Origin of the sequence: Alteromonas naphthalenivorans (assembly GCF_000213655.1) — a bacterium.
GTDB classification, from domain to species: Bacteria; Pseudomonadota; Gammaproteobacteria; order Enterobacterales; family Alteromonadaceae; genus Alteromonas; species Alteromonas naphthalenivorans.
The window spans coordinates 3,309,056-3,334,801 of the sequence record NC_015554.1 but is presented as its reverse complement, the minus strand read 5'-3'; the positions used below and the strand labels follow the sequence as shown (position 1 = coordinate 3,334,801).

At 44.6% G+C, this 25,746-nt stretch carries 22 protein-coding genes; 19 read left to right on the top strand and 3 right to left on the bottom strand.

All coding sequences use genetic code 11. The annotated features are described in order from the left end of the window. Positions 1–52: 52 nt before the first annotated feature. Positions 53–2,287, bottom strand: coding sequence for an LPS-assembly protein LptD (locus AMBT_RS14560; RefSeq protein WP_013785392.1), 2,235 nt, complete (start codon positions 2,285–2,287; stop codon positions 53–55). A 441-nt stretch (positions 2,288–2,728) separates the two neighbouring features. Between AMBT_RS14560 and djlA the strand changes: the two genes are divergently transcribed. The 11 genes from djlA (at position 2,729) to mazG (ending at position 14,285) form a co-directional block, all read left to right on the top strand. Further along, a complete protein-coding gene (gene djlA / locus AMBT_RS14555; RefSeq protein WP_013785391.1) occupies positions 2,729–3,580 on the top strand; it encodes a co-chaperone DjlA in 852 nt (283 codons plus the stop codon). Further along, positions 3,580–4,497: a site-specific tyrosine recombinase XerD gene (xerD, locus tag AMBT_RS14550; protein WP_013785390.1), complete on the top strand. Its 918-nt coding sequence runs from the start codon at positions 3,580–3,582 to the stop codon at positions 4,495–4,497. The genes djlA and xerD overlap by 1 nt, the downstream gene beginning before the upstream one ends. A 183-nt stretch (positions 4,498–4,680) precedes the next feature. Further along, complete coding sequence (gene dsbC / locus AMBT_RS14545) at positions 4,681–5,403, top strand: bifunctional protein-disulfide isomerase/oxidoreductase DsbC (protein ID WP_013785389.1); 723 nt, start codon at positions 4,681–4,683, stop codon at positions 5,401–5,403. 137 nt (positions 5,404–5,540) lie between these two features. Further along, on the top strand, positions 5,541–7,262 hold the full coding sequence (recJ, locus tag AMBT_RS14540; RefSeq protein WP_013785388.1) for a single-stranded-DNA-specific exonuclease RecJ: 1,722 nt from the start codon (positions 5,541–5,543) through the stop codon (positions 7,260–7,262). A gap of 78 nt (positions 7,263–7,340) precedes the next feature. Beyond that, positions 7,341–7,616: a hypothetical protein gene (locus AMBT_RS14535; protein WP_013785387.1), complete on the top strand. Its 276-nt coding sequence runs from the start codon at positions 7,341–7,343 to the stop codon at positions 7,614–7,616. Between the two features lie 43 nt (positions 7,617–7,659). Further along, positions 7,660–8,370, top strand: a complete 711-nt coding sequence (gene recO / locus AMBT_RS14530) for a DNA repair protein RecO (protein ID WP_013785386.1) — start codon at positions 7,660–7,662, stop codon at positions 8,368–8,370. A 158-nt stretch (positions 8,371–8,528) separates the two neighbouring features. Next, positions 8,529–9,266 carry a pyridoxine 5'-phosphate synthase gene (gene pdxJ / locus AMBT_RS14525; RefSeq protein WP_013785385.1) on the top strand — a complete coding sequence of 246 codons (738 nt, stop codon included), beginning with the start codon at positions 8,529–8,531 and terminating at the stop codon, positions 9,264–9,266. A 72-nt stretch (positions 9,267–9,338) separates the two neighbouring features. Then, entirely contained in the window at positions 9,339–9,716 is a 378-nt protein-coding gene (gene acpS / locus AMBT_RS14520) for a holo-ACP synthase (protein ID WP_013785384.1), read from the top strand. A 17-nt stretch (positions 9,717–9,733) separates the two neighbouring features. Beyond that, entirely contained in the window at positions 9,734–11,155 is a 1,422-nt protein-coding gene (gene rlmD, locus AMBT_RS14515) for a 23S rRNA (uracil(1939)-C(5))-methyltransferase RlmD (RefSeq protein WP_013785383.1), read from the top strand. Between the two features lie 12 nt (positions 11,156–11,167). Then, the gene (gene relA, locus AMBT_RS14510; protein WP_013785382.1) at positions 11,168–13,351 is read left to right on the top strand and encodes a GTP diphosphokinase; all 2,184 of its coding nucleotides are present in this window, start codon (positions 11,168–11,170) and stop codon (positions 13,349–13,351) included. Next, a complete protein-coding gene (gene mazG, locus AMBT_RS14505) occupies positions 13,329–14,285 on the top strand; it encodes a nucleoside triphosphate pyrophosphohydrolase (RefSeq protein WP_013785381.1) in 957 nt (318 codons plus the stop codon). The genes relA and mazG overlap by 23 nt, the downstream gene beginning before the upstream one ends. Before the next feature lie 50 nt (positions 14,286–14,335). Here mazG and AMBT_RS14500 read toward each other — a convergent pair whose 3' ends face one another. Further along, positions 14,336–14,980, bottom strand: a complete 645-nt coding sequence (locus tag AMBT_RS14500; protein ID WP_013785380.1) for a tetratricopeptide repeat protein — start codon at positions 14,978–14,980, stop codon at positions 14,336–14,338. Between the two features lie 93 nt (positions 14,981–15,073). Next, positions 15,074–15,964 (bottom strand): transporter substrate-binding domain-containing protein, encoded by an 891-nt coding sequence (locus tag AMBT_RS14495; RefSeq protein WP_013785379.1) that lies wholly within the window; start codon positions 15,962–15,964, stop codon positions 15,074–15,076. A 287-nt stretch (positions 15,965–16,251) separates the two neighbouring features. Between AMBT_RS14495 and rplM the strand changes: the two genes are divergently transcribed. The 8 genes from rplM (at position 16,252) to petA (ending at position 25,745) form a co-directional block, all read left to right on the top strand. After that, positions 16,252–16,680: a 50S ribosomal protein L13 gene (gene rplM / locus AMBT_RS14490; protein WP_013785378.1), complete on the top strand. Its 429-nt coding sequence runs from the start codon at positions 16,252–16,254 to the stop codon at positions 16,678–16,680. 12 nt (positions 16,681–16,692) lie between these two features. After that, on the top strand, positions 16,693–17,085 hold the full coding sequence (rpsI, locus tag AMBT_RS14485) for a 30S ribosomal protein S9 (protein ID WP_013785377.1): 393 nt from the start codon (positions 16,693–16,695) through the stop codon (positions 17,083–17,085). A gap of 141 nt (positions 17,086–17,226) precedes the next feature. After that, entirely contained in the window at positions 17,227–17,790 is a 564-nt protein-coding gene (locus AMBT_RS14480; protein ID WP_013785376.1) for an RNA polymerase sigma factor, read from the top strand. Further along, positions 17,790–18,779: a FecR family protein gene (locus tag AMBT_RS14475; protein ID WP_013785375.1), complete on the top strand. Its 990-nt coding sequence runs from the start codon at positions 17,790–17,792 to the stop codon at positions 18,777–18,779. Before AMBT_RS14480 ends, AMBT_RS14475 begins: the two co-directional genes overlap by 1 nt. 66 nt (positions 18,780–18,845) lie before the next feature. After that, a complete protein-coding gene (locus AMBT_RS14470; RefSeq protein WP_013785374.1) occupies positions 18,846–21,971 on the top strand; it encodes a TonB-dependent receptor in 3,126 nt (1,041 codons plus the stop codon). A gap of 74 nt (positions 21,972–22,045) precedes the next feature. Further along, entirely contained in the window at positions 22,046–23,242 is a 1,197-nt protein-coding gene (locus AMBT_RS14465; protein WP_013785373.1) for a M14 family metallopeptidase, read from the top strand. Then, positions 23,239–24,762 carry an amidohydrolase gene (locus AMBT_RS14460; RefSeq protein ID WP_232363147.1) on the top strand — a complete coding sequence of 508 codons (1,524 nt, stop codon included), beginning with the start codon at positions 23,239–23,241 and terminating at the stop codon, positions 24,760–24,762. Before AMBT_RS14465 ends, AMBT_RS14460 begins: the two co-directional genes overlap by 4 nt. Before the next feature lie 350 nt (positions 24,763–25,112). Then, complete coding sequence (gene petA / locus AMBT_RS14455; RefSeq protein ID WP_013785371.1) at positions 25,113–25,745, top strand: ubiquinol-cytochrome c reductase iron-sulfur subunit; 633 nt, start codon at positions 25,113–25,115, stop codon at positions 25,743–25,745. Position 25,746: the final 1 nt, after the last annotated feature.

Here is a 25,746-nt window from a genome sequence, read left to right as displayed (position 1 = left end):
TTTTATTATTGGTTAATGCTTAACGTAGGGCTACTCCCCACGCTACAACGGATTAATTTAAACTATATGGCTGACGATAGCCAAACATGCCATCTTGTAACATGCTTCTTTGTGTACCAGACGTACCGATACCTTTGAATATAAATTGTAATGACACACCCGTATCGAAATCGTCGGTAGATTGTTCACCCGATGAGTCATAACGGTTGCTTAAACTTCTTTCTGCCACTAAGCGTATTGCCCAACAACAGGATTCATACTGAATACCTGCATAAGTCTCAATACTTCTATCGCGCTCGATGTCACGGTAAGTTCTACCCACCCATTGCCAGTTTTCAGCAATAGGCCAACTCGCCGATATTCCCACTTGGTCAATGGTTTCACCACTTAAGTCACGAACATATCGGTGACTCAACTGAATAAATCGCTTTGCATCTTGTCGATATTCTACGCCAACACTACTTAAGTCAACTTTGTCGGTGTCGGTAGTCACTTGAATATCAGAATGGGCGTACCAGTTTTTGTTAAAGCGCCAGTCCATCTCAGCGGCTAGCGCCGAACGGTCTTGATTTTTAGTCGCGGCAATAACCTTGTTATCTTCAAGGTAGAATATCTGACCCAAGCTAAGTACAAATTGTTCCCTATTGTTTTTATCCAATATTCGACTGGTTATACCAAGGGTAACTTGGTTGTTATCTGAAATTCTATCCAATCCGGTAAATTCTTGCCCTCTGAATAGCCCTTCAACATCGGTTAACAGAGGCGTTGAATCATACAGCCCAATCGCTGTTTGGTCTTCATATGAGGTGTAAAGATACTGAATTTTAGGTTCTAACGTCATGGCGGTATCGTGACCAAACCATGAGGAATCTTTTTCGAAATACAGCGCGCCGAATAGGCGAGCTTGACCTAAAGTACGCTCTACATTTTCTTCTAAGTCAGTATCTTGAATATTTTCTTGTTTATAGACAGTTTGCAACACGGTGGTTTCAGCAACAAATTCACCCCATGCAGCACGAATAGGCATAGCAAGGGTAGGGGCTACATGAAAGCGGGTTGCTGTTGGCGCGGTTTCAGAAGTGTTGTCAAAATACGCTAGTTCAGAGTTAACACTAAATTCGAAATAGCGGCCAAAAGGCGTACGGTAATCAATTTTAACTTCAGGAAGCGCACGATAACTGTCGGCGGTATCACCCAATATTTCGAAGTCTTTTACTTGCATATTTACTGTGAGATCTCGGGTGTAATAACCCAAGCTTACGGTACGATAAAGGTGTGTATCTGCGCTGTTATAATAGTCAGAGCCTAAATCAACAATGTAGTTGTCATCACTCAAACCATTGAAATCGATACCCAGTACCCAGTTATCGTTAAGTTGACCTTGATGCTGTAAACGGTAGAAATAACGATCGGGAGACCCTTCAATATCACTGTCACTTGGCAAGTATTCTACGTACGCGGTCCCTTCACTTTTTTCGGTTAGGTAACGAAACTCTGTATTTAGCTGAATACCGCGCTGGGTCATCACCCGAGGCGAAATGGTCATGTCAAAATTAGGGGCAATATTCCAATAAAATGGTTGTGTGTAATCGATGCCGGTATTGCTAGAGCTTGTTATTTCGGGAAACAATAAGCCCGTTTGACGTTCATTACTTACTGGAAATGCGAAATAAGGGAGATAGAAAACAGGAACGTCAGCGACATAAAAGCGGGTATGTTTGGCTTTACCCCATGCTGTGCCTTTTTCAATGCTAATCTCACTGGCCCGAATCATCCAATCTTCATGGCCTTCGGGGCAGGTAGTAAAACTCACTTCCTTTAAAACAATACCTTCATTGGTATCAACCAATATGTCTTCGGCTGCGCCTTGTCCAACAAACCCAGTGAGTTGATAACGGGTGTTTTGCATTTCTAAGCGTTCTTCTTTTGAACGAAGTGACACCGCATCACTTTCTACGCTTAACTGTGCATCGCGAAAATGCACATCGCCTTTTGCTAGCACGTCTTCACCATTGCCATTCACTTGTGCTTGAGACGCACTGATGATGGCGCTATCAGATGTAATATCAACATTACCTGAAAACAGTGCTACTTTATTTTCGATGATTTCAGTTCGGTTAGCTTCAACTTTCACATGCCCCTTCGGCATAAGTGCTGAGCTTTTAAAGACAATGGGCTCCACCGAGCAAAAGGCTAGCGGTGAGACTGATTCTGGATTAGCTTCCTGTGCAAACGCGACGTGAGTAGACAAGGTCGCGGAAACAAGCATGGCGCAGGTCTTTTTCATGCGGTGGTGAATGGCCTGTTTTGTTATTCGGTGCTGACACTATAATGATGTGACCTTAAGGCACACATATAGTTCTGCATAGAGTTAATAATACGCCAACCTAGTAGCGTTGGCAGTTAACGCAATGTAATTAGCCGTCAATTCTAAGCACTTCTGTTGTATTTACCAACCATTGGATTAAAAAAATCGTATTTCTCTTTATCTAAATAGGGATTTACCGCATATTTACTGACTTATTGGGTAAAAATCGTCTCAATTAATGAAGCGAATAGACGAGTTTTTAGCTTGAAAAGCGTCAAGCTGTACCTACTTCTAATGATTACTTTATTTTTATAGCCTTTTAAGGCTTGCAGATCATAGTGCTTAAACAACGATTTCAGACGTGGGTTGAGTGCAAAATCATCATCAATAATGCGCTAATGATTACAGGAGAATACTGACATGGCCGTGTGGGGAAAAATCCTTGGTGTGCTTTTTGGGTTTATGTTTTTAAAAATCCCCGGCGCTATTTTAGGGCTAATCGTAGGGCATTTCTTCGATAAGGCGTACAGCCAAGACTTTAATCAACTCGGTGGGTTTGGCCGTTTCTTTACCGATCAAAATAGTATGAAGCAACAAGCGGTATTTTTTCATAGCTTGTTCTCAGCGCTGGGTCATTTAGCGAAATCTGATGGCAAAGTAACCAGTCGTGAAATTCAAATTGCTACTGCACTCATGGATGACATGAAGTTAACCGGTGATGCACGAAAAGAAGCACAAGAAGCATTTCGTGAAGGTAAAGCCAGAGACTTCCCTATTACTGATACGTTGAAAGGGTTGTACGAGGCCAGTCATGGTCGCCGAGATATATTACAAGTTTTCTTGGAGATATTGATTCAAGCGGCATTTGCCGATGGCAAGTTAACCCAAGAAGAGTATGTGGTTTTAGAAAAAGTAGCGAAGCCACTGGGTTTTAGACGTCGTGATCTCGATTATCTTATTTCCATGTTTGAAGCTGAAATACGCTTTAGGCAGCGAGGCGGACAAAGTGGCTCCAATGGACGTCAGCGTTCTTCGCAACAAAGCGCCTATACCGAAAAACAATCTCTTGATGATGCTTATCGTATTTTGGGTGTTAGTGCATCAGATGATGAAAAAACCATTAAGCGTGCCTACCGAAAACGTATGTCTGAGCACCACCCAGATAAACTCGTTTCGAAAGGGTTACCTGAGCAAGCTATGGAAATGGCGAAGAAAAAGACCCAAGATATTCAGTCTGCCTATGAGCTTATCAAGCAAAAGCGTGGCTTTTAATGGCGCGTGAGCTTACTTATGTGCCTGCTGCTAGTCAGGCACATATCAATGGCTTTATAGACATGCTGTGGCTTGAGAAGGGATTATCAGATCATACTCAGCAAAGCTATCGTACCGATTTAACTAAACTGGCTATATTCTGTAATAACCAAGGCATTAAAGACATTGCGGTACTGACCACTGAAATGATGCAAGACTATCTTGCCTACCGCCACGACAAGGGGCTTTCGGCGCGAAGCACACAACGGGCAATGAGTGCGCTACGAGCCTTTTATACGTATTTAATCGGTAAGCAAATACGGGTAGATAACCCTATATCTTCCTTATCAAATCCCAAGCTACCTAAATCTTTGCCTGCCTCTTTAAGTGAACGCCAAGTTGAAGATTTACTCGCTGCGCCCTTAATAGAAGACCCGATAGAGTGCAGAGACAAAAGCATGCTAGAAGTGCTTTATGCCACAGGATTGCGGGTAAGTGAGCTTATCGGTTTGCAAATGAGCGAGGTAAGCTTACAGCAAGGCGTGGTACGGGTTACCGGTAAAGGTAATAAAGATAGATTAGTGCCACTTGGGGAAGATGCCATAGAATGGCTGTTAACGTATATAAAAACTGCCCGCCCCGTGCTGGCCACTAAGCAATCAGACTATGTGTATTTGAGCAAACGTGGTCAAAAAATGACGCGGCAAACTTTTTGGCATCGTATTAAATATTATGCTGTTAAAGCGAATATTGAACAGCATCTGTCTCCACACACTTTGCGTCATGCCTTTGCCACCCATTTGCTCAACCATGGCGCCGATTTGCGGGTTGTGCAGATGTTGTTGGGGCACAGCGATTTGTCGACGACCCAAATTTATACCCATGTGGCGACCGAGCGTTTACAAACGCTCATTCACAGCCATCACCCTAGGGGATAACTCCACTAATTGGCAAGGCAAACTTCAGTGTTACCCAGCGAGTGGTGTGATAGCATTACGTTAAATACTCGCTAAGTATCGCTTTAGTGAAATGCGCAAATGAAATTTTTCTCTTGCATGGGCGGTCTTAGTTATATCCCATTTTAATATTTTGAAAGCATGATTGCTGTCGGAGTAAATATAGTGAAAGTAGTAAAATTTAGCTTATTGGTTGCAATGGTGTTCACTACGAGCCTTTTCGCGAGTGCCGCAAGCGCAGCAGATGAAACGGCAATTAAGAGTAAGCTGACTAATATGCTGGGGCTAGAGGTTGACTCTCTTGCTGATTCACCCATTCCAGGCTTGGTACAAGTATCGACCAATCGCGGTTTCTTCTATGTCAGTGATGATGCTAAATATTTGGTTCAGGCGCGTATTCTCAATATAGATGAAGGCATGCGTAATGAAACCGAAGCCGCCTATTCGGACCTTCGCATCGAAGGTGTGAAGGAAATGGAATCATCAGCCATTACGTTTAAAGCTAAAAACGAAAAGCATGTGATCAGTGTTTTCACCGATACCACTTGTGGTTATTGTCGCAAGCTTCATAAAGAAGTGGGCGACTTAAACGACTTGGGGATTACGGTAAACTACTTGGCTTTTCCTCGTGCAGGGTTAGACAGCCAGAATTACCAAGATATGGTGTCGGTATGGTGTGCAGCAAATCCGCAAAAAGCATTAACTGATGCAAAAGCGGGCAACGATGTGGCAACCGCTAAATGTGCTAACAAAGTGGCAGAGCAATATTTGTTGGGACAAAAACTAGGTGTAAACGGTACCCCTAACATTGTATTGCCAGATGGCTCGCTAATTCCAGGTTACCAACCTGCAGGTATGATTGCACAGGCTATTGAGCAAGCCGAATAGCGCCAATTTTAATTTTTTAAAACGCACCGTAGCAAAAGTGAATACTCAGGCTAGGTGCGTTTTTTTATGTTCTGATTTTACCTACCTCATTCCCTTGGGTATCATTACCCTCTAATTAACCGTAGTGATGAATGTCGATGATATTGCCTGTAGTGCGCCGTGAAACTGGTGACGCCCCTCTTGCTTCTACTTTGCACCCTGTAATAGACCGTATTTATCGCGGCAGAAATGTGCAAGATATTAGCGAATTAGAAAATGGGCTGAAGGGCCTTACCCATTTCAATGAGTTAAAAGGCATGGCCGGTGCGGCAAGTATTCTGGCAGACACTATTGAGCAAGATAAGACGCTTGTTATAGTGGGTGATTTCGATGCCGATGGGGCGACCAGTATTGCAGTGTGTATTCGTTCATTGCATATGATGGGGTTTAAAAAGGTTGATTATTTGGTGCCAAATCGTTTCGATTTTGGTTATGGCCTTAGTGTCCCTATTGTGGATATCGCCAAGCAGCAAGGCGCTGACGTTATTATTACGGTAGATAACGGCATTGCCTGTATTGACGGAGTGACGCATGCAAAAGCCTTGGGCATAGAGGTTATTGTTACTGATCACCACTTACCCGGTGACGACCTTCCCCCTGCCGATGCTATTGTGAACCCCAATCAACCAGGTTGTACGTTCCCTTCTAAAAACTTAGCGGGGGTTGGCGTGGCGTTCTACATCATGCTTGCACTTAAAACCGAGCTACAACAACGAAATTGGTTTACTAAAAAGAATCTTCCAGCGCCTAATTTGGCATCGTTACTAGATATTGTAGCCGTAGGTACAGTGGCCGACGTGGTGGTTTTAGATAAAAATAACCGAATTTTGGTACATCAAGGCCTGCAGCGTATCCGTGCAGGTAAATGCAGACCGGGTATTAAAGCGTTGGTTGAAGTGGCTAACCGTGATTGCGCTCACCTTACTTCAACCGATTTAGGTTTTGTTATTGGCCCTCGCTTAAATGCTGCTGGCAGGTTAGATGATATGTCTCAAGGCATAGCTTGCCTGCTAGAAGACGATACTATGCAAGCTCGCATGATAGCCTCGGAGCTAGATGCACTTAACCGTGAACGCCGAGAAATAGAAACCGGAATGAAGGCGCAAGCAGAACAAGTGCTAGAAAAAATGTCCCTAGCTGAAGGTGATATTCCTGCCGCGTTAGTGGTGTATCAAGCCGATTTCCATCAAGGTGTGATTGGCATTGTGGCGGGGCGTTTAAAAGAAAAGTATTTGAAACCGGTTATCGCTTTTGCTCATCAAGACGAGGCGACAATAAAAGGCTCGGCTCGCTCTATTCCAGGGGTGCATATTCGTGATGTACTCGATGAAGTGAATACGCGTTTTCCGGGTGTTATTGACAAATTTGGTGGCCATGCAATGGCAGCAGGGCTAAGTTTGCCGGTGGCTAATTTAGCCGCATTCCAAAAGGCGTTCATCGATATTGCTAAGCAACATATGGATAAACTAGACGGTAACCAAGTGTTACTGTCTGACGGCAGCCTAACGGGCCAAGAGCTATCGTTGCCATTCGCCCATTTGCTTAGGCAAGCTGGCCCGTTTGGGCAGGGCTTTGAATCGCCATTATTCGATGGCGAGTTTCAAGTAGTGCAACAGCGACTGGTGGGTGAAAAACACTTAAAGTTGGTACTACGAGAGCCTTCGGTTGGCGAAGTGGATGCGATTGCCTTTAATATTGATATTAAAGCGTGGCCCAATGCCATGGTGAAACAAGTACGCATTGCCTACCGATTAGATGTAAACGTATTTCGCGGCCAGGAGTCGGTACAGCTTATTATCGAACAGCTAGAAAGCGCATAAATCAAACAGCTAGAGTACTTAAAGGCAAAGCGCTTAAGGTTCGCATATCAGAATACAACGCGGTGCAAGGTGAATAATATGAAATCAGAGACTGACAAATTAATCAGCAAGCATGGCCAATTAAATCAATCAGATAATATGAAGGTGGTGTCGCACGTCCAGCGTGAAGAAGATGATTGGGTGCGCAACACCGTAATGTTAGAAGGCATTGATGTGCCGTTTATTTATCGCCGAAAAAAGCTATACCAAAGCCTAAAAGGGGCGCGGGTCAATATCACTTACTACCGACAGGTAGAAGAGGTGGCAGGGATTGAGTTTGAAACCATGAAAGTGGTACGCATTAAACGAAGCTAAGCCCATTACTCTGTTAGAGTTGCTAATACATACGGGAAAATGAATGAATAACGACTGGTTGACTGCTTTTGTGTTGCACCGCCGAGCCTATAGAGAGACCAGTTATATCGTCGATTTCTTTACCCTAGAACAAGGCAAAGTGAGTGCCGTGGCGAAAGGTGTACGTAACAGCAAGTCTGATAAAAAAAGTCTGCTTCAACCTTTTCAAGCTCTCAAACTACAACTTGCCGGTAAATCTGATTTAAAAAACTTGCGGCATGTCGAAAGCACCGCGCCATCCATTAATTTAGTGGGCACGCCGCTATTTTGTGCTATGTACCTCAATGAACTTACCAATCGAATAATGCCTGCTGGCCTTGCCAGTGATGCGGTATTTGAGGCTTACGGACAGGCGCTTACGGCGCTATTTAGCGATGATGACATTGAAATTACCCTGCGAAAGTTTGAACTGTCACTTCTAGATGAAATGGGATTACTGCCTGATTTCACTGAAGATGTAGAATATGAAATGCCCATCGAGGCCGAAAAGCACTATGTACTGCAGCCGGAATTTGGCTTTTGTGCGCTGCCAGATGATGTGTCAAATAGCCATACTCGCAAGGGCTTGCCGGGTAGTGCGCTACTCGCCCTAGCACAAGGTGAATTTACGCCTATGAGTAAACGTGTGGCCAAAGTGCTATGCCGTGATTTACTCAAGCCGCTTATTGGCGATAAACCACTAAAAAGTAGAGAATTGTTTGTGGTTAGAAAGTAATAAAACAATAAGTGTTACGCATATTTAATCACGCTTTTTGCCATGTGATGGTTCGAAAGTTTGTTACAATAGCGCTTAATCAATTTTAGATAGGTAATACGCGCCTTTACTATGAAGCGCTGATTACCAAAGGCTTGTTCTACTATAGGTATCTGTTAATGAGTACACTTCTTCTTGGCGTTAACATCGATCACATTGCCACACTTCGAAATGCCCGTGGTACCAACTACCCCGATCCTGTGCATGCAGCAGATGTTGCGGAGCGCGCTGGAGCGGACGGTATTACTGTTCACTTACGTGAAGATCGTCGCCATATAAAAGACAGAGATGTACGCATTTTGGCGCAAACTATCAATACCCGCCTAAACTTAGAGATGGCGGTTACCGACGAGATGCTAGCGATTGCCGAGGAAGTTAAACCGGTATTTTGTTGCTTAGTGCCCGAGAAGCGTGAAGAACTAACCACTGAAGGCGGTCTTGACGTAGCGGGTAATTTGGCCGTGATGAAACAAGCATGCGAGCGTTTGGCGGCCGCGAACATTTTGGTGTCTTTGTTTATCGATGCAGATAAACAACAAATAGATGCAGCGGTTGAGTGCGGTGCGCCTTATATAGAAATTCATACTGGCCAGTATGCTGAAGCAACCAGTGAAGCCGAACTTGAAGAAGAGCTAGCTCGATTAGTAGAAGGTATTGAGTATGCCGATAAACGAGGGCTTAAAGTGAATGCTGGTCATGGTTTGCATTATCATAACGTGAAACCGATTGCGGCTATCCCTCAACTTATCGAGTTGAATATTGGCCATGCGATTATCGCAAGAGCGGCGTTTGATGGCTTAGCCACTGCGGTGGCTGATATGCGTAAACTCATGTTAGAAGCAAGAAGTGGAATCTAACGTCATATCCATCTAAGTTGCTAAACAAGTAAAATTGAAAGTTAACGCTAAAAACCAAAAAGAGAATACCTTGTGGCCATAGCTGGATTAGGCACAGACATTATTGAAATTGCACGTTTGAATAAAAGCGACGCTACTACCGAGCGCCTCGCCAAACGTGTACTCACGCCTTACGAGCTTAACCTTTATGTTGCTAGTAATGAGCCCGTGCGCTATTTAGCCAAGCGATTTGCCGCCAAAGAAGCAACGGTGAAGGCGTTAGGTACAGGTATTGGTAACGGCGTCAGTTGGCAACATATTGAAGTGCGCAACAATGCTTTAGGCGCGCCAGAACTTCACTTTACTGGAGAGGTTGCCATGCTGTGTGAACAGCGAGCCATTACCTCTAGTGTTATCAGCATTTCCGATGAAACTCACTATGCGGTTGCTACCGTTATTCTTGAAAATTAATGTAACGGGAGCACCACGTGGCCATCTTTTATAAACCGAGCAAGGGCAAAAACAAAAGCAATGTTAAAGGGCGAGTACGCGGCGCTGGCTCGGGTGAAAAGCAGCACATTGTAAAAACTAAACAATCATGGCCCTCGGTTGATGACATTAATGCTGCTAATGAAGCGGTAACCATTGATGGTATGGATTGGCAGGGGCAGGGCGTTGCTCGGGGTGACACCTTATATTTTGTAGATGGTGCATTACCTGGTGAAACCGTTGAGATAAAAGCACTTTCAAGCAATAAGCAGATTGTTAACGCAAAAGTCACTAAAGTGAATACACCCTCAGAGCACCGCCAAAAACCGTTTTGCGGGGTGGCAAATCAGTGCGGTGGTTGTCAGCTCCAGCACGTAGAGCCTCAGGAAGCCCTCGCACTGCGAGACGATGCGCTTAAAAGTATGTTCCAGCGTAAACTCGGTTTCAACGAGGGGGCCTGGCAAGCGCCCGTCAGTGGTAATCGACCACGCTACCGCCGTAAAGCTCGACTAGCAATTGATGCAAGAAACCCAGATAAAATAAAACTTGGCTTTCGAGAAAATGCAGGCAAAAACATTGTTGATATCGAAGGCTGCCCAGTTTTAGTTGAATCGTTAAGCCAACTTATCGCGCCACTTAAATCTGCCATTACTGGCTATGCTAGCGCTCGCTTGGTTGGGCATGTCAGCTTGTTGGCCGGAGAAAACGCGGTGCAAGTCACGGTAAAGCATACCCGTTCATTAGCCAACGACTTTATTGCGTCGCTTTCCCAGTTCGCTGTGGAACAAAACGTGAATATGACAATCGAAGACGGTAATGGCGAATTTACTCATTTGCATGAAATAGCGCCAATTACCTGTAACACAGTAGATGGCTTCTATTTGCAACCTGGTCCGAACGACTTTGTGCAGGTGAACGCAGAAGTCAATACTAAAATGGTGGCGCAAGCCCTGTCGTGGTTAGCACCAAAAGCCGGTGAACGTATAGCCGATTGGTTCAGTGGTTTAGGTAATTTCACCTTGCCCATTGCCAATAGTGGCGCCACGGTAAGCGCGGTGGAAGGGGTTGCTGAAATGGTGCAGCGTGCCAAAAGTAACGCCCTCGAACAGGGCATAACGAACGTGGATTGGATGCAGCTTGACTTGGCTGATGAAAAATCAGTGGATAAAGCGTTAGCGGGTGGCTTCGATAAAGTCTTGCTTGATCCGTCTCGAGAAGGAGCATTGACGGTTTGTCATGCACTGGTTCGAGCAACACCGAATACGATAGTGTATGTTTCTTGCAACCCGAACACTTTTTCGCGGGATGCGCGTGTACTGATAGATGGAGGTTATCAAATGCAAAAAGCGGGTGTGGTTGAAATGTTCCCCTTTACCCATCACATGGAAACGATGGCGCTATTTACACGCCAACAGCAATAGCGAGCAGCGGTTATGGTGACAACAAGAAAAGTGCATGCAGCCGATAGACCTCCTTTTGAGGTGTGGCTAGACAGCCTCGATTTAAGTGAAGAAACGAAAGACAAACTACGCAGTGTGTCTTCTATGCCAGAGCGTCTTCTCGTCGGCCAGGAAATGGTTGAAATACTCTGTCAGTTGAATATGGATGACGTCACCTTACAGGCGGCATTGGTCTTTCCCTACTGCGAACAACACTGTTTAACCGAAGCTGATATTGAGCAAGAATTCGATGTTGAAATTCGTGACTTAGTCGTGGGGGTTAGGCGTATGGACGCCATTAAAACCTTACACGCTAGAAAAAATAATGGCTCGCCGTTCAACGAAAAATCTGATGAACAACATATAGATAGTATTCGTCGTATGTTGCTTGCTATGGTTGAAGATGTACGTGCCGTTGTGATTAAAATGGCAGAACGTATTTGCGCCCTTCAACAAGCGAAAAAAGCGGATGAAGAAACGCGGGTTATGGTGGCCCGTGAATGTGCCAGCATTTATGCCCCGTTGGCCAACCGTTTAGGAATAGGTCAGTTAAAATGGGAATTGGAAGATTTAGCCTTTCGCTATTTGCATCCTATTACCTACAAACAAATCGCTAAGCAACTTGACGGTAAACGTCGAGAGCGAGCCGATTATATTGATGGCATCGTTGATGATCTTCAATCATTAATGAATAGCGAAAATATTCGCGCGGATGTGTACGGCAGGCCAAAACACATTTTCAGCATTTGGAAAAAAATGCAGAAAAAGCGCCTTACCTTCGAACAACTTTTCGATATACGTGCTGTGCGGGTTATCGCCGAGCGGTTACAAGATTGTTATGCCGCGCTTGGCACCGTGCACGCCAGTTACAAGCATTTGCCCAATGAATTCGACGATTATATTGCCACGCCTAAAGCGAATGGCTATCAGTCTATTCACACCGTTATTGTGGGTCCTGAAGGTAAACCGGTAGAAATCCAAATTCGTACTCACAAAATGCACCAAGACGCCGAGCTAGGTGTTGCTGCGCATTGGAAATATAAAGAAGGCAGTACGGGTAAACAGTCGGGCTACGATGAGCGCATAAACTGGCTTCGCCGCATATTAGCCTGGCAAGAAGAAGTGGCCGAATCTGGTGATATGGTGGAAGAGTTGCGCAGTCAGGTATTTGATGACCGCGTGTATGTGTTTACCCCAAAAGGCGATGTTATCGACTTGCCACAAGGCGCTACGCCCCTCGACTTTGCCTACTATATTCACAGCAATGTAGGGCATCGCTGCATTGGGGCGAAAGCCAATGGACGCATTGTGCCTTTTACTTATCAGCTGCATAGCGGCGATCAAGTGGAAGTGCTTACTGGCAAAGAGCTTAACCCCAGTCGCGATTGGATGCACCCAGGCTTGGGCTATGTTCACTCATCTCGCGCTCGCGCTACTATCCATTCCTATTTCAAAAAACAAGACAGGGATAAAAACTTAGCCGCGGGTAAAGAATTGCTAGAGCGTGAATTGCATCGCGCCCATTTGCCTTTGAAGATCACCAGTGAAGTATACGAGAAGTTCAATGGACATTGCGTTGACGATTTGTATGCAGCTATAGGTACGGGCGACGTGAGGGTGATGCAAGTCATCAACTTTATTCATTTCTTACAAGAGCCTGAGCCAGAAGAGCCTGAAATTAGCCCTAAAGTAAAAACAAAGCGTACGGCTAAGGGCGCAGGCAAGAAAGACGCAGTTGTTGTACAAGGGGTTGGCCACTTGATGAGCCAGTTGGCCAATTGCTGTAAACCCGTTCCGGGTGAGCCCATTATGGGGTATATCACGCAAGGGCGTGGAGTAAGCGTACATAAAGAAAGCTGCGATCAATTGCAGCATTTGCTTGAGCAGCACCCAGAACGTCAAATTGAGGTGAACTGGTCACAAGAGCTTAAAGTAGGTTTTGAAACCTCAGTCGATATTTTCTGCCACGACAGAACCGGTTTGTTGCGTGATATCACTACCGTGCTGGCAAATGAAAACGTGCCATTACTGGGGGTGAACAGTTTAAGTGATAAACACAGGCAAACGGCGCTAATTACCATTTCTATTGAAGTACAAGACTTAGATACCTTATCAAAAGTACTTGCTCGATTACGTCAGTTAAAAGGCATTACGGATGCAAAACGTAAACAATTCTGAGTTGCCTGAGATAAAGCGACTTCAAGAAATAATGGCGACGCTTCGTGATCCGGAATCTGGCTGCCCGTGGGATATTCAGCAAACGATGGAAAGCCTAACCCGCTATACCATTGAAGAAGCCTACGAAGTGGCTGATGCTATCGCGAAAGGGGAGCCTTCAGATATTCGTGACGAGCTGGGTGACTTGTTGTTTCAGGTAGTGTTCTATTCCCGTATTGCAGAGGAAGAAGGCAATTTCACCTTTAACGATGTTGCGAAAAGCATTAGCGACAAAATGACCCGCCGTCATCCACATGTATTCGGCAATGCTTCAGCGCAGCCAAGTAGCGAAGAAGGCTTAACTGCACAGTGGGACAGTATAAAAGCGCAAGAAAAAGCGTTAAAGCATGAGAATTCAAGGCAACGGGCTTTAACGCAAAAGCTGACTTCTACATCGCCGAGTAAAGATAATGAACCGACTTTTCCTAGTCTACTTGATGATGTGCCAGTGGGAATGCCGGCATTAATGTATGCCCAAAAATTACAAAAAGCCTGTGCAAAGGTGGGTTTTGATTGGCCAGACGTTGCGCCTGTTTTAGATAAAGTGCGAGAAGAAGTTGAAGAAATACAACAAGAACTTGATGCCGAAACCCTGAATCAGCAAGCCTTAGAAGAAGAAATTGGCGATGCGTTGTTTGCTATGGTTAATTTGGCAAGACATTGTAAAGTCGATGCAGATACGGCGTTACGTAACGCCAGTAACAAATTCGCCAAACGTTTTAAAGTGGTAGAGTCTTTAGCCTTCAAAGCAGAATCAGCCCATAAAATAGACTCAGAAAACTTGTCTATAATAGAAGGCGAGCCCGAGAGTAAGGGCTCACCATTAGCTAATATGACGCTTGATGAGATGGAAGCACTATGGCAGCAAGCAAAAATCACCACTGCTAATTCATAGCGCTTTACCGGTCTTACTAAAGCTTAACCGTTAAAGCTTGCTCGCTACTTTTAAAGCTTGTTCGCTACCTTGGCTTCTAATATTTCTATCTCCGCTCTTCGGCCTTTGTCTGCAATAGGGCGGTTTGGTTTTTCAGGTGCGCTTTTGGCTAGTGTTAAGTGTCGAGCAGCCTCTTCATACTCACCATCATCAAACAAGTATTCTGCGTAAAAGTAGTGCGTATCCATACTGTTTGGGTAAAGCGCTAGCGCCTTTTCAAACAAGCGCGCTGCTTTTTTGTCACTGCCAAACGCAACCGGCCAGCCAGGTACATTGTGATACAGCGCCGCTAATACGGTTAATGCAGTACCTTCTAATACTTGCTCATCTGCCTCTAATGCTTTTTCAAGGTTTGCTCTAGCTGCTTTTGCGAAATCGAGCGCACCTAGGCCACCTTTAGCTTTCGCAGCACTAGATTGGGTAATGGCTAACCACGTGAGGGCTTCGGCACTGTTATTCGATGATGCAACAAAGGCTTCAGCATCAGCGATAAGCGCTATAAACGCCTTCTCTTTCTCGCTGCTATCTGCGTCATAATTGATTAACGCCCATTGCTGTTGAATACCAAGCAATGTGTGATTGTTGTCAGCGAAGGTAGGGGTTGCATAAAGTATAAGAGAGATGAAAACAGCGATAAGTCCACATTTACTGCGCATTGTGGGTTCCTCATTGATTATAAGTCGTATTTTAGGCAGGTGTTTTACCAGTAATACGGGGTATAAAACAAGAAAAATGGTGAAGTTGGGTATTTATTCGCTTGTCAGTGCCTTGATGGCTTTCTCTTTCTCTAAATCCCACCGCGCGTAATCAAGCACATACGGTAGAAAATGGTTCTGCAGTGTGTGCCTAGTACGGTGAGGATCGTCTGCCAAGGTGAGGGCGAGCTTATGAGTTTGAAAATGATTAAATATGGCTTCAAGTTTGCCGTTTTCTATCAGTCGGGATAGACCAACACGAATTCTTTTTGCTAAAGCATCATCGTCCGGACGTACGAAAAAGTATTCATAGTTGGGATAAACAAGAAGATGATTTTTATCGATAGTAATAGGCTTGTCTGCATGACGTGCTAAGTCTCCACTTACCTCAATAACATTTCTAGGGAAACCATCCACCATGCCTTTTTCTACCATGATGTACATTGACGTAAACCATAAACTCCATTCTTCGCCTTCCGCATTAAACCCGTTCGATTTAAGTACGTGTAAGTCAGGCCAGTCGTTCCCCTGCACCAAGGTGCGGGTTTTAAGTTCATCGGTAGTTAATGTAGGTTCGAAGTTGTGTTGAGCATCGTCTGCTATCACTAATATTCGGTAACCAGCCAACCCTTTTAAAAGGGGAAGTTTAATGGGGGTCAATAATTTCTCGCGTTCAGCATTAGTCACGCTCCACATCACATCTGCATCGCCCTTTAGTAGGGATACTACTTGTCGACTTTGTGGCATAGGGTGGGGGTGCAAGGAAATCTGCGTGTTGCCATATTCGGGGGTTGCCGACAATACAGCCTCAAGTACTTTCTGCTGATAAAAACCATAATCGTCATCGGCAAATGCCCGTGTGAGAGTGACGTTACCAGATTCGGCTTTAGCATAAACACTTGCTAGAAGTTGAACCACAACTAAAAAAACAGCCGATAAGCGCATTATTTTCCTGTTTATTCTCTTCTAAAAAGGTTTGCTCATTGAAATTAACGGAATTAATTAGGCTTGTCACTGTTTCTGTAGAGACTTTGTGCAGAAAAAGAGCCCATATTTGCAAATTAGGGGTTCGCATTTTCGTCAAAACCTGTATAATTCGCGCCCTGCCCAGTTACGCCCACCTTTGGGAAGGTGGAAGAATCGACCGGCTCGAAGGGGTCTTTGTGTTGATTTTATGGTGATTTCTGGTGTTCAGAAATCAGTAACGACGATATTATTCGGGTGATATTTAAATGAAAACTTTTGTTGCAAAGCCAGAAACGGTACAACGTGACTGGTACGTGGTTGACGCCACAGACAAAACTCTAGGCCGTTTGGCTTCAGAAATCGCATTGCGCCTTCGTGGTAAGCATAAGCCAGAGTACACGCCTCACGTGGACACTGGTGATTACATTGTAGTTATCAATGCTGATAAAATTACGGTTACTGGCCGTAAAGCATTGAACAAAATCTATTATGCACACAGTGGCTATCCAGGTGGTCTGAAAGAAACTAACTTTGAAAAGCTGCTAGCTTTCAAACCAGAAATGGTTATTGAGAAAGCAGTGAAAGGAATGCTGCCAAAAGGTCCTCTAGGCCGTGCAATGTTCCGTAAAATGAAAGTTTACGCTGGTGCTGAACATAAGCACGCAGCACAGCAACCACAAGTTTTGGACATCTAAGGGGCAATCGACATGGCAGATACTCAATACTACGGCACCGGCCGCCGCAAAAGTTCTACCGCTCGTGTGTTCCTGCGTCCAGGCTCAGGTAACATTCAAGTAAACAAACGTGCTCTAGACGAGTACTTTGGTCGCGAGACTGAGTGCATGGTTGTTCGTCAACCTCTAGAACTTGTTGAAATGTTGGAAAAGTTTGACCTATACGTCACTGTTAAAGGTGGTGGTTCTAACGGTCAAGCTGGCGCAATTCGTCACGGCATCACTCGTGCTCTTATGGAGTACGATGAGACGTTACGTCCTGCTCTACGTAAAGCTGGCTTCGTTACTCGTGACGCTCGTCAAGTTGAACGTAAGAAAGTGGGTCTACACAAAGCACGTAAGCGTCCACAATTCTCAAAACGTTAATTTTACGTTTTATATATTGTGCAAAAAACCCGGCTCATGCCGGGTTTTTTATTTTCTGGCGCTAATAAAATGAATAATAGTGGAGGGGGTTATGCTCTACTGCGTATTAGTAGTTAAGCCAGAAATGAATGAAGAATTAGTGTGAAAGTCGTTTATTTAAATACTCAATCAGCTATAGCGCAGTCTCAAAGCGACAATGCTATGCTTTACGAACTCATTTCTGAACATGAGCCCGCGCTTCGTCGGTTTATTCGTGTTCGAGCCCGTGCGAATGCCCCTGAGGTAGAAGACATACTTCAAGAAATGTACGCCAAACTCTTTTCACTTGATGAATTGGCACAGAAGGTTGAAGCGCGACAAGATACGTTTCGAAGCTTTTTGTTTACCGTTGTGACTAATTTAATTATAGATAGGGAACGGCGGGCAAAAGTGCGCGCTCATGATGCTCACGAACCATTTTCTGATACTCTATATTCTACGTGGAACAATGAGCCGGAAAAGTGTGCAGGGATTGCTGAGAAGCTAATTGAAATTGAAAACGTGCTTGAAAATATTAACCCTCATCACAAATCTGCATTTGTGCTTTGCCGCGTTGAAGGTAAGGCTTACCGGGAAATCAGCGACATATTAGGCGTTTCTGTGAGTACAGTAGAAAAATATATTTCAGCCGCACTGATGGCTATTCGAAATAAGGTGCAAGATTAATGGCTACGGCTTTGAACCAGCATTCAATTAATAAACGTGCAAGTGATTACGTTGTGCGTCTTTACTCTGGTGAACTGACAGCTAAAGAAGAAAGTGAGATCCTTGAGTGGTGCGATGCGAAAGGCGCACATCAAGCTGCTTTTAACGATGCGCTTTATTTGTGGGAAACTTCAGCTCAAATTGCGCCTCATATAGGCTGGCGGCAAAAGCTGGAAAAACGCTTCTATCGAATGCGCTATCTAGCGGCATCTATTGTTGTTGCATCGTTCTGCTTTTTACTCATCACGCATCACAATGCGCCTGACCAAAGTATTGATAACAGTGAGCTTGCCAATAATTACTCTACTGCCATTGGCGAGGTGAGCAATGTTGGATTATCAGATGGCTCTACCATTACGTTAAATACAGATACCCGCATTAATATAAAGTTTAGTGAAGCGCACAGAGAGCTCTGGCTAGAACAAGGTGAGGCATTTTTTGATATTGCTAAAGATCGCTCTCGTCCATTCCTAATTCATACCGCAAACAAGACGGTGAGAGTCGTAGGAACGAAGTTTAATATTAAGCTGTCACAGGCTGGGTTTGATATCGCAGTAGAAGAAGGTACCGTTGCCATAGAAGAAAAGGCAGAGCCGAACACCGACAAACCAGCGAAAGATGATACTCAAGTGTTATTGGAAGCCGGCGCAGTCGCATCGTTCAATGATACCAGTGCACTTATCGCAAAACAAAGTGTGGACAGTGTAGTAAAAGCGCAAAGTTGGCGTACCGGTTACTTACGTTTTGATGAAGAACGGCTAGAGAAAGTGATTACCAGTTTTAACCGCTATAGAAGCAAAAAAATAGTGATTAGCCAAGAGATTGCTGATTTACGTATTAGTGGCGTTTTTAAACTTTCAGATGGTGATGCTATTTTAACGGCACTTGAAGCGACCTTGCCTGTAGAAATAAAAAAAGAGAATGAAAAGGTTAAATTAGTGAAAAAATAGCGGAGGGTTTTGTTTTTGGCTGCGTATTAGCTTATGGGAACACAACAAAATACTATAGGAGCAGCCATGAAGTTGCCAAAAACCACAACAAGTACGTTAGCCCTGTGTGTCGCACTATCACTAAGTGCAAGTATCAAAGCACAGCAAATAGAAAACATTTCAATTCAAGCCACCACACTCGATAACGCATTGCTCTCACTGGCACAGCACAGTGAAATTCAAATTCTGTTTTCAGACGCTAGAATAAAGAAAAAACTAAGCCCTAAGCTAGAAGGCAGTATGGATGTGCAGGATGCACTTTCTACCTTGCTTAAAGACACTGGCTTTACCTACAAGCAGACATCTAAAAGCACTTACATTGTTACTCCAATTGAAAATAAAGAGGAGAGCCAATCAGGTACGCGCCCTGCTACCTCTGCTCCTACTGACGTTCAAAAACAAGAAGCAAGTGTAGAGCGTATTCAAGTTACTGGCTCAAACATCCGTGGAATGCAAGATACTGGCGCATTGCCCGTCACCATGATGTCATCTGAAGATATTGATGGTTTAGGCTTAAGCAGTGGCGCGGAAATTTTAGCGGAGTTACCACAACAAGGTGCCGTAAATTTTAATAGCGAGCGTGTAGTTGGTGGCGTAAACGATGCACGTGGCGATGTCTCTTCAGTAAATCTACGAGGTATAGGTACAGGCTACACACTTACACTGTTGAACGGTCGCCGATTAGTGCTACACCCAGGTACGCAGGCCGAAAACTTGGTGCCTGTTACTACTGTGAATTCAAATACGCTGCCAGTTAAAGGGCTAAAACGCGTTGAAGTGTTACGCGATGGCGCTGCGGCTATTTACGGTACTGATGCCATATCAGGTGTAGTGAATTATGTATTAGACGATAAATATACCGGCGGTGAGCTTCAAGCTCAATATGGCAGTAGCCAAGGTACAGGTCGCGACCAAATCAATTTATCAGGCGCTGGTGGCTGGTTATTTAATAATGATAAAACACACGTTACTTTTAGTGGTGGGTACTATCATCGTGACATGGTAATGGCGAGTGAGCGGGACTATGCCGCCAGTTCTGACTTACGCAACTTCAGCGAAGTGCCTGCTGATTTTGTTGGCGATACACAGCTAGATAATCGCTCAACGGTAACGCCATGGGGCGAATTCTCCTCAGACAGTTTAGGCACGTTTCACCTTGAGCCAGCGTCATACAACGATTGTGTTGCAGACGTTAGTGGCGATGTGTGTGCGTCTTCTGGATCAACACCTCGAGATATGCGCTTCGATTCGAACTCACAGCGTAGCTTAAGCTCTGAAGTCGATAGGCTCAACCTGTACACCTTGGTGAATCATCAAATCAACGACGACGTTGAGATATACGGTGAAGCCCTTTACTACTCGGCAACGGCAAAACGTATTCGTGAACAATCGGGCAATCTAACAGCACAGCGTTTTACGGTGTCTGCTGATGCATTTTACAACCCTTTTGGTGAGGACGTAACAGTTCGTCGCTATCGTCCCATTGATACAGGCCCACGAAATATCGAAGTCGATGACTACAGTTATCGTTTATTAGCAGGCTCCCGTGGTTATATAGGCGATTGGGACTTCGACTCAGCCGTGTTGTATTCAAAAGCGAATACCATAGATACCGCAAATCGAATTAACACCACCTTGTTCCAACAAGCGGTTAATAGTACCGATGAAAGCACGGCTTACAATATTTTCAGCGGCGCCAGTGTAACTAACCCAAATACGGTTGACGATACGCCGGTATCACAAAGTGTTATAGACAGTTTTATGGTGGACGTTGAGCGGGAGTCAGAAACAGAACTTGCCTCAATTGATGCCAAAGTATCTCGACCAGATTTGTTTAGTTTACCCGCCGGTAATGTAGGTTTTGCCGCAGGTGTTGAATATCGCTATGAGAGCTTTTTCGACAAACGAACCGATGATTTGAACGGCACGTTGTTTTTCAGTGACTTAGTGGGTGGCACTTCGTCTGAAATTGCTAGCCAAGTATTAGGAAGTAGCCCCACGCCTGATGCCAGCGGAAGTCGCAATGTGGTATCTGCGTACGCGGAATTTGCTATTCCATTGCTGGCCGATAAACCTTTTATTGAAAGTTTGAATTTGCAGGTGGCTGGCCGTTACGAAGATTTCTCTGATGTAGGCAGTGTATTTAAACCTAAATTTGCCCTTGCATGGACGGTAAATGAAAATGCGTTAATTCGTGGTGCTTATTCAGGGGGCTTCAAAGCGCCAGGGTTACCACAAACCACAGCAGTAAATGTTGCCCGTTCAAATACCAGAACCGATCCGCTGACACAAACGAATCGCGGTACGCTAGAACTTCGAAATGGTAGCGATACCTTAAGCCCCGAAGAAAGTGAAAACTACTCGTTTGGTGTAGTACTTACGCCTACCAAAGCGTTAACCCTTACAGTCGATTGGTGGCAAATCAAGCAAGAGAACACGGTGGGTATTTTAAATAGCCAAACGCAAATTTTGTATGACGCATTATTGCGTAGCCAGGGTAGCGCGAATGAAAATGTGGTTCGTGATGAAAATGACGAAATTATATATATTCGAAACGACTACACTAACTTATTGCCAAGAGACATTTCTGGTATCGATTACAGTGCTGATTACCGTTTTGAAACTGAAGTAGGTGATTTTTCCATTAAGCTCAGTGCCGCTAACTTACGAAAGTTCGATCAAGGGTCTGACGATATCACAGACCTAGTGGTTGCAGCGCAAGAAGCTGGAAACGAAGCGTTATTGTACGAAGGGGAGCGAGTTGCCATATTTGGTAGCGATGGCGACCTTATTCGTCAAAACGAACGCCCAGAATGGCGGGCTAATTTATCGCTAACCTATTCTCGCGATGCTTGGCGTGCCGGTCTTAAATATCGTTACGTTAGTGATGTTGAAGACACTAGCTTAAATTATACCGACGATTCAGGTGATTTAGTGACTTACGTCATTGATGATTGGTCAACGTTAGATGCGTACGTAAGTTACCGCTTAAGTGAAGACGCCTTATTTAGCGGAAAAACGAAAGTGACCGTAGGCATGCGTAACCTGACAAACGAAGAACCGCCGTTTGCCGATGGAACCTTTGGATTCAGCAGTAGCCTTCATTCATCGATTGGCCGTTATACCTACGTAACACTTAATCATAAATTCTAAGTTAAACACTTAACCTACTTTTACATCATAAAAAAGCGCCTACCATTAGGGGGCGCTTATTTCATGGAGATATCATGTTTCGATTACTTTTCATTGCACTGGCATTTGCTTCCCCTGTTACATTGGCGTGTGAATTCGAAGGCGTTACTTTTTCTGCAGATTTTGAAGCCGGTAAGTTAGATTCCTGTGAAGTCGACGAAAATGGCACCTATGTATTGAGCTTCTTACCAGAAGATAAGCCCATAAACCCTAGTCCTTGGTATTACTTTAGTGTTACCGCAGCAGGCAATTCATCGTCAAAACAAGCAGGAAAAGTAGACGTAGTGCTGACCTTTGACGGTTATACGCCAAGGTATTTACCTAAAGTGAGTTACGATCAAAAAAGCTGGGAGATAACTGCGTTTGATACCACAGAGCAGGGAATGACAATATCTTTACCTGTGTCAAAACGACCACTCTATGTGGCAGCCCAGCGTCCTATTCCAAATTTAGTTTACATAAACTGGCTAAAACAAGCAGAGCAAGACTTTGGCATTAAGCCGTTTACGATTGGTAAATCTACCGAAGGCCGCACGCTTTCTGCATTTGCTCTAGAAAAGCCAGAAAACACAGAGTGGGTTATTTTCGTTGGTCGCCAACACCCACCGGAAGTAACAGGCGCAGTAGCTATGTTCTCTTTTCTAAATCAATTCTTAACCACTACGTCTGAAACCAGTGCGTTTTTGTCACGATTTAATGTGTTGGTAGTGCCAAACATAAACCCTGATGGTGTAGCTAATGGACATTGGCGACATAGCCTTGGGCATAAAGATCTAAACCGCGATTGGAATGTATTCTCTCAACCAGAGACCAGAGCAGTGAAAACGTATTTAGATAAAATCACGGATGCCGGCGGGAAAATTGTAATGGGTATGGACTTTCACTCTACCCACAACAATGTTTTTTATACCATTCCGGTAGATGAAAGTATTGCCCCTAGCGACATGGTTGTAGACTGGTTAGCCGAGTTGCAAACGCAAACAAGAGGCGTGTTCAAAGTCGTAGATAAACCTGGCACATCGCCAGGGAAGGGCGTTTTTAAACAGTTTTTTGCTGATGTTTATCACGTGCATGGCGTTACTTATGAAGTCGGTGATAATGAACCCAATGAGAAAACACGTTACGTCGCTAAGCATGCTGCCAATACGCTTGTCGATACGTTAATTGCCACCCCTGCCGAGGCATTTTATATTAAAGCGTGTACTGCTGAAGCAACAAGTTGTGAGCAATGATGATGCATTTATGCACAACTAAACTCTTAGCATTTTGGCATAAACTCGCTTTCGCTATACTCATATCCTTCATTAGTGTTGTTGGCGCTGTGAAGGCTCAAAGTGTTGAGCAAACCGATGCTTCGGCTATAGACTCTAAAGCCGCGATTACGTTTGCTCATCAAAGCACGATGAAGCATATTGCAAAAACCATGTGGGAAAAGCCTGAACTAGGTTTTTTAGAACACAACAGCAGCGCATTAATGCAACAAACGCTGATTGGACGTGGCTTTGATGTTACTGCTGGCATTGCGGGCATGCCTACTGCATTTATTGCGCAATACAGCCCAGCAGACCAGACGGAAGATGGCGAGCATAAGCCTGTTATCGGCTTACTTGCCGAAATGGATGCTCTTCCCAGCATGGGAGTATTAAACACGTCTGACAAACAGCCGATTAGCACTAACGGACATGTTCACGCAGGTCATGCTTGTGGACACAACTTGTTTGCCGGCGGGGTAATAGGCGCTGCGCTTAGCTTAGCTGATTATCTCGATACTCACCCAAACCAAGGTTCACTAAAGGTTTTTGGCACACCCGCAGAGGAAGGGGGCTCAGGTAAAGTCTATATGGTAAAAGCAGGCGTTTTTGAAAATGTGGATGTTGCGCTTCACTGGCACCCATCAGATAGTACATCTTCTTCACCCTCATCTTCGCTGGCCAATAAGAGCGGTAAGTTTCGTTTTTACGGTGTAGCTGCGCATGCTGCCGCAGCGCCAGACAAAGGGCGCTCGGCATTAGATGGCGTAGAAGCCATGAACATGATGGTAAATTTAATGCGTGAGCATGTGCCGGATGGCACGCGAATTCATTATGTGATCACCGATGGCGGAACGGCGCCGAACGTGGTGCCGGATTTCGCCGAAGTGTATTATTACGTCCGCTCAGCACAGCCTGCTGTCGTGTTATCATTATGGGATAGATTGGAAAAAGCGGCGAAGGGTGCAGCACTTGGCACTGAAACCCGTGTTGATTGGGAAGTCACAGGTGGAGTGTGGAATGTATTACCTAATGTGACCTTATCAAAATTAATGCACAAGCATATTGACGCCGCACCGCCGATTATTTTGACCAAAAGTGAGCAGCAGTTTGCTAGCGAAATAAGTAGCACCCGCGAGCAGACCTTTAGTCACAATGCTCACAGCACACCAGAGCCCTTCGATGAAAAGATTACTGTTTGGTCGGCATCAACTGATGTAGGTGATGTGAGTTGGCAAGTACCTACCGTGGGGCTATCTAGTACCACCTGGGTAAAAGGTACTCCTCCTCACACTTGGCAGGCGTCAGCAATGAGTGGTACTGACATTGGTTACAAAGGTATGTACTTGGCCAGTGAGGTCATCACGCAAACCGCTATATCCCTTTTCTCTGAACCTGAAAATATTAGTAAAGCGAAGCAAGAGTTTCAGCTACGAAAAAGTACGCTGAACTATGAATCCATGCTAGGGCAGAGAGCACCAGCACTCGATTATCGTAAGTAGAATATCTTCGCACTACTGGGTCGAAGGTTTATAACAATGTTTTAATATAACAAAGGGATTTGACCGAATTTCGGTCAAATTCTTGATTTTATTCCAATCACTCACTAATTCTTAACAGTGGCCTCAGATTAATTTATTGCTTAAATACCAGTAAAACCTTGTGTTTATAAGGGCTTTTCTTTTATCATTTGCGGTCGAAATTTGACGAAACTTTAGTGAATTCTCGAATGGGCACAAAAGTGCCTTAGAGTTAACTTCATGACAAGCCATATGATGGGCGATCCTAACGTGATAAAACCAGTAAAAGTTAGGGTTATACATCATAATTATCCGAACCTGGAGAAATGTGGATGAGCAATGTATCTGTAGATGCAACAGAGTCTGCACACAATGATAACCAGCCAGAAAACAACACCCGTCGTCGGTTTTTGACCGTTGCCACGTCGGTAGTTGGTGGTGTAGGTGTTGTTGGAGCGGCAGTGCCTTTTATTGCGTCCTGGAATCCAAGTGCCAAAGCGAAAGCGGCCGGTGCTGACGTTGAAGTAGATATCAGCGGGATTGAACCTGGACAGCTAGTGCGTGTGATGTGGCGAAGCAAGCCTGTATGGATTGTTCGTCGTACTCCTGAAATTCTTGAAGAATTGAGCACTCACGAAGATAAACTGAAAGATCCTAACTCTGAAGCAGAGCAACAACCTACGTTTGCCCAGAACCGTTTCCGTTCTATGAAAGAAGAGTACCTTATCTTAGTCGGTATTTGTACGCATCTAGGTTGTTCACCGCAGCACCTTAAAGATGGCGCTTTCGAAGAAGTGGTTGAAGGGGTTCCAGACGGTTTCTTCTGCCCATGTCACGGCTCTAAGTTTGATATGGCGGGTCGAGTATTCCAAAACGTACCTGCGCCGTTGAACCTTGTTGTTCCGCCTTACCAGTTCGTAGATGACACAAACATCATCCTCGGCTCAGAAGCGGAGGCTGTGTAAT

Coding starts and splice junctions, on each gene's coding strand:
- AMBT_RS14560 (WP_013785392.1), bottom strand. CDS start 2,287: ATGAAAAAGACCTGCGCCATGCTTGTTTCCGCGACCTTGTCTACTCAC.
- djlA (WP_013785391.1), top strand. CDS start 2,729: ATGGCCGTGTGGGGAAAAATCCTTGGTGTGCTTTTTGGGTTTATGTTT.
- xerD (WP_013785390.1), top strand. CDS start 3,580: ATGGCGCGTGAGCTTACTTATGTGCCTGCTGCTAGTCAGGCACATATC.
- recJ (WP_013785388.1), top strand. CDS start 5,541: ATGATATTGCCTGTAGTGCGCCGTGAAACTGGTGACGCCCCTCTTGCT.
- AMBT_RS14535 (WP_013785387.1), top strand. CDS start 7,341: ATGAAATCAGAGACTGACAAATTAATCAGCAAGCATGGCCAATTAAAT.
- recO (WP_013785386.1), top strand. CDS start 7,660: ATGAATAACGACTGGTTGACTGCTTTTGTGTTGCACCGCCGAGCCTAT.
- pdxJ (WP_013785385.1), top strand. CDS start 8,529: ATGAGTACACTTCTTCTTGGCGTTAACATCGATCACATTGCCACACTT.
- relA (WP_013785382.1), top strand. CDS start 11,168: ATGGTGACAACAAGAAAAGTGCATGCAGCCGATAGACCTCCTTTTGAG.
- mazG (WP_013785381.1), top strand. CDS start 13,329: ATGCAAAACGTAAACAATTCTGAGTTGCCTGAGATAAAGCGACTTCAA.
- AMBT_RS14500 (WP_013785380.1), bottom strand. CDS start 14,980: ATGCGCAGTAAATGTGGACTTATCGCTGTTTTCATCTCTCTTATACTT.
- AMBT_RS14495 (WP_013785379.1), bottom strand. CDS start 15,964: ATGCGCTTATCGGCTGTTTTTTTAGTTGTGGTTCAACTTCTAGCAAGT.
- rplM (WP_013785378.1), top strand. CDS start 16,252: ATGAAAACTTTTGTTGCAAAGCCAGAAACGGTACAACGTGACTGGTAC.
- rpsI (WP_013785377.1), top strand. CDS start 16,693: ATGGCAGATACTCAATACTACGGCACCGGCCGCCGCAAAAGTTCTACC.
- AMBT_RS14475 (WP_013785375.1), top strand. CDS start 17,790: ATGGCTACGGCTTTGAACCAGCATTCAATTAATAAACGTGCAAGTGAT.
- AMBT_RS14470 (WP_013785374.1), top strand. CDS start 18,846: ATGAAGTTGCCAAAAACCACAACAAGTACGTTAGCCCTGTGTGTCGCA.
- AMBT_RS14465 (WP_013785373.1), top strand. CDS start 22,046: ATGTTTCGATTACTTTTCATTGCACTGGCATTTGCTTCCCCTGTTACA.
- AMBT_RS14460 (WP_232363147.1), top strand. CDS start 23,239: ATGATGATGCATTTATGCACAACTAAACTCTTAGCATTTTGGCATAAA.
- petA (WP_013785371.1), top strand. CDS start 25,113: ATGAGCAATGTATCTGTAGATGCAACAGAGTCTGCACACAATGATAAC.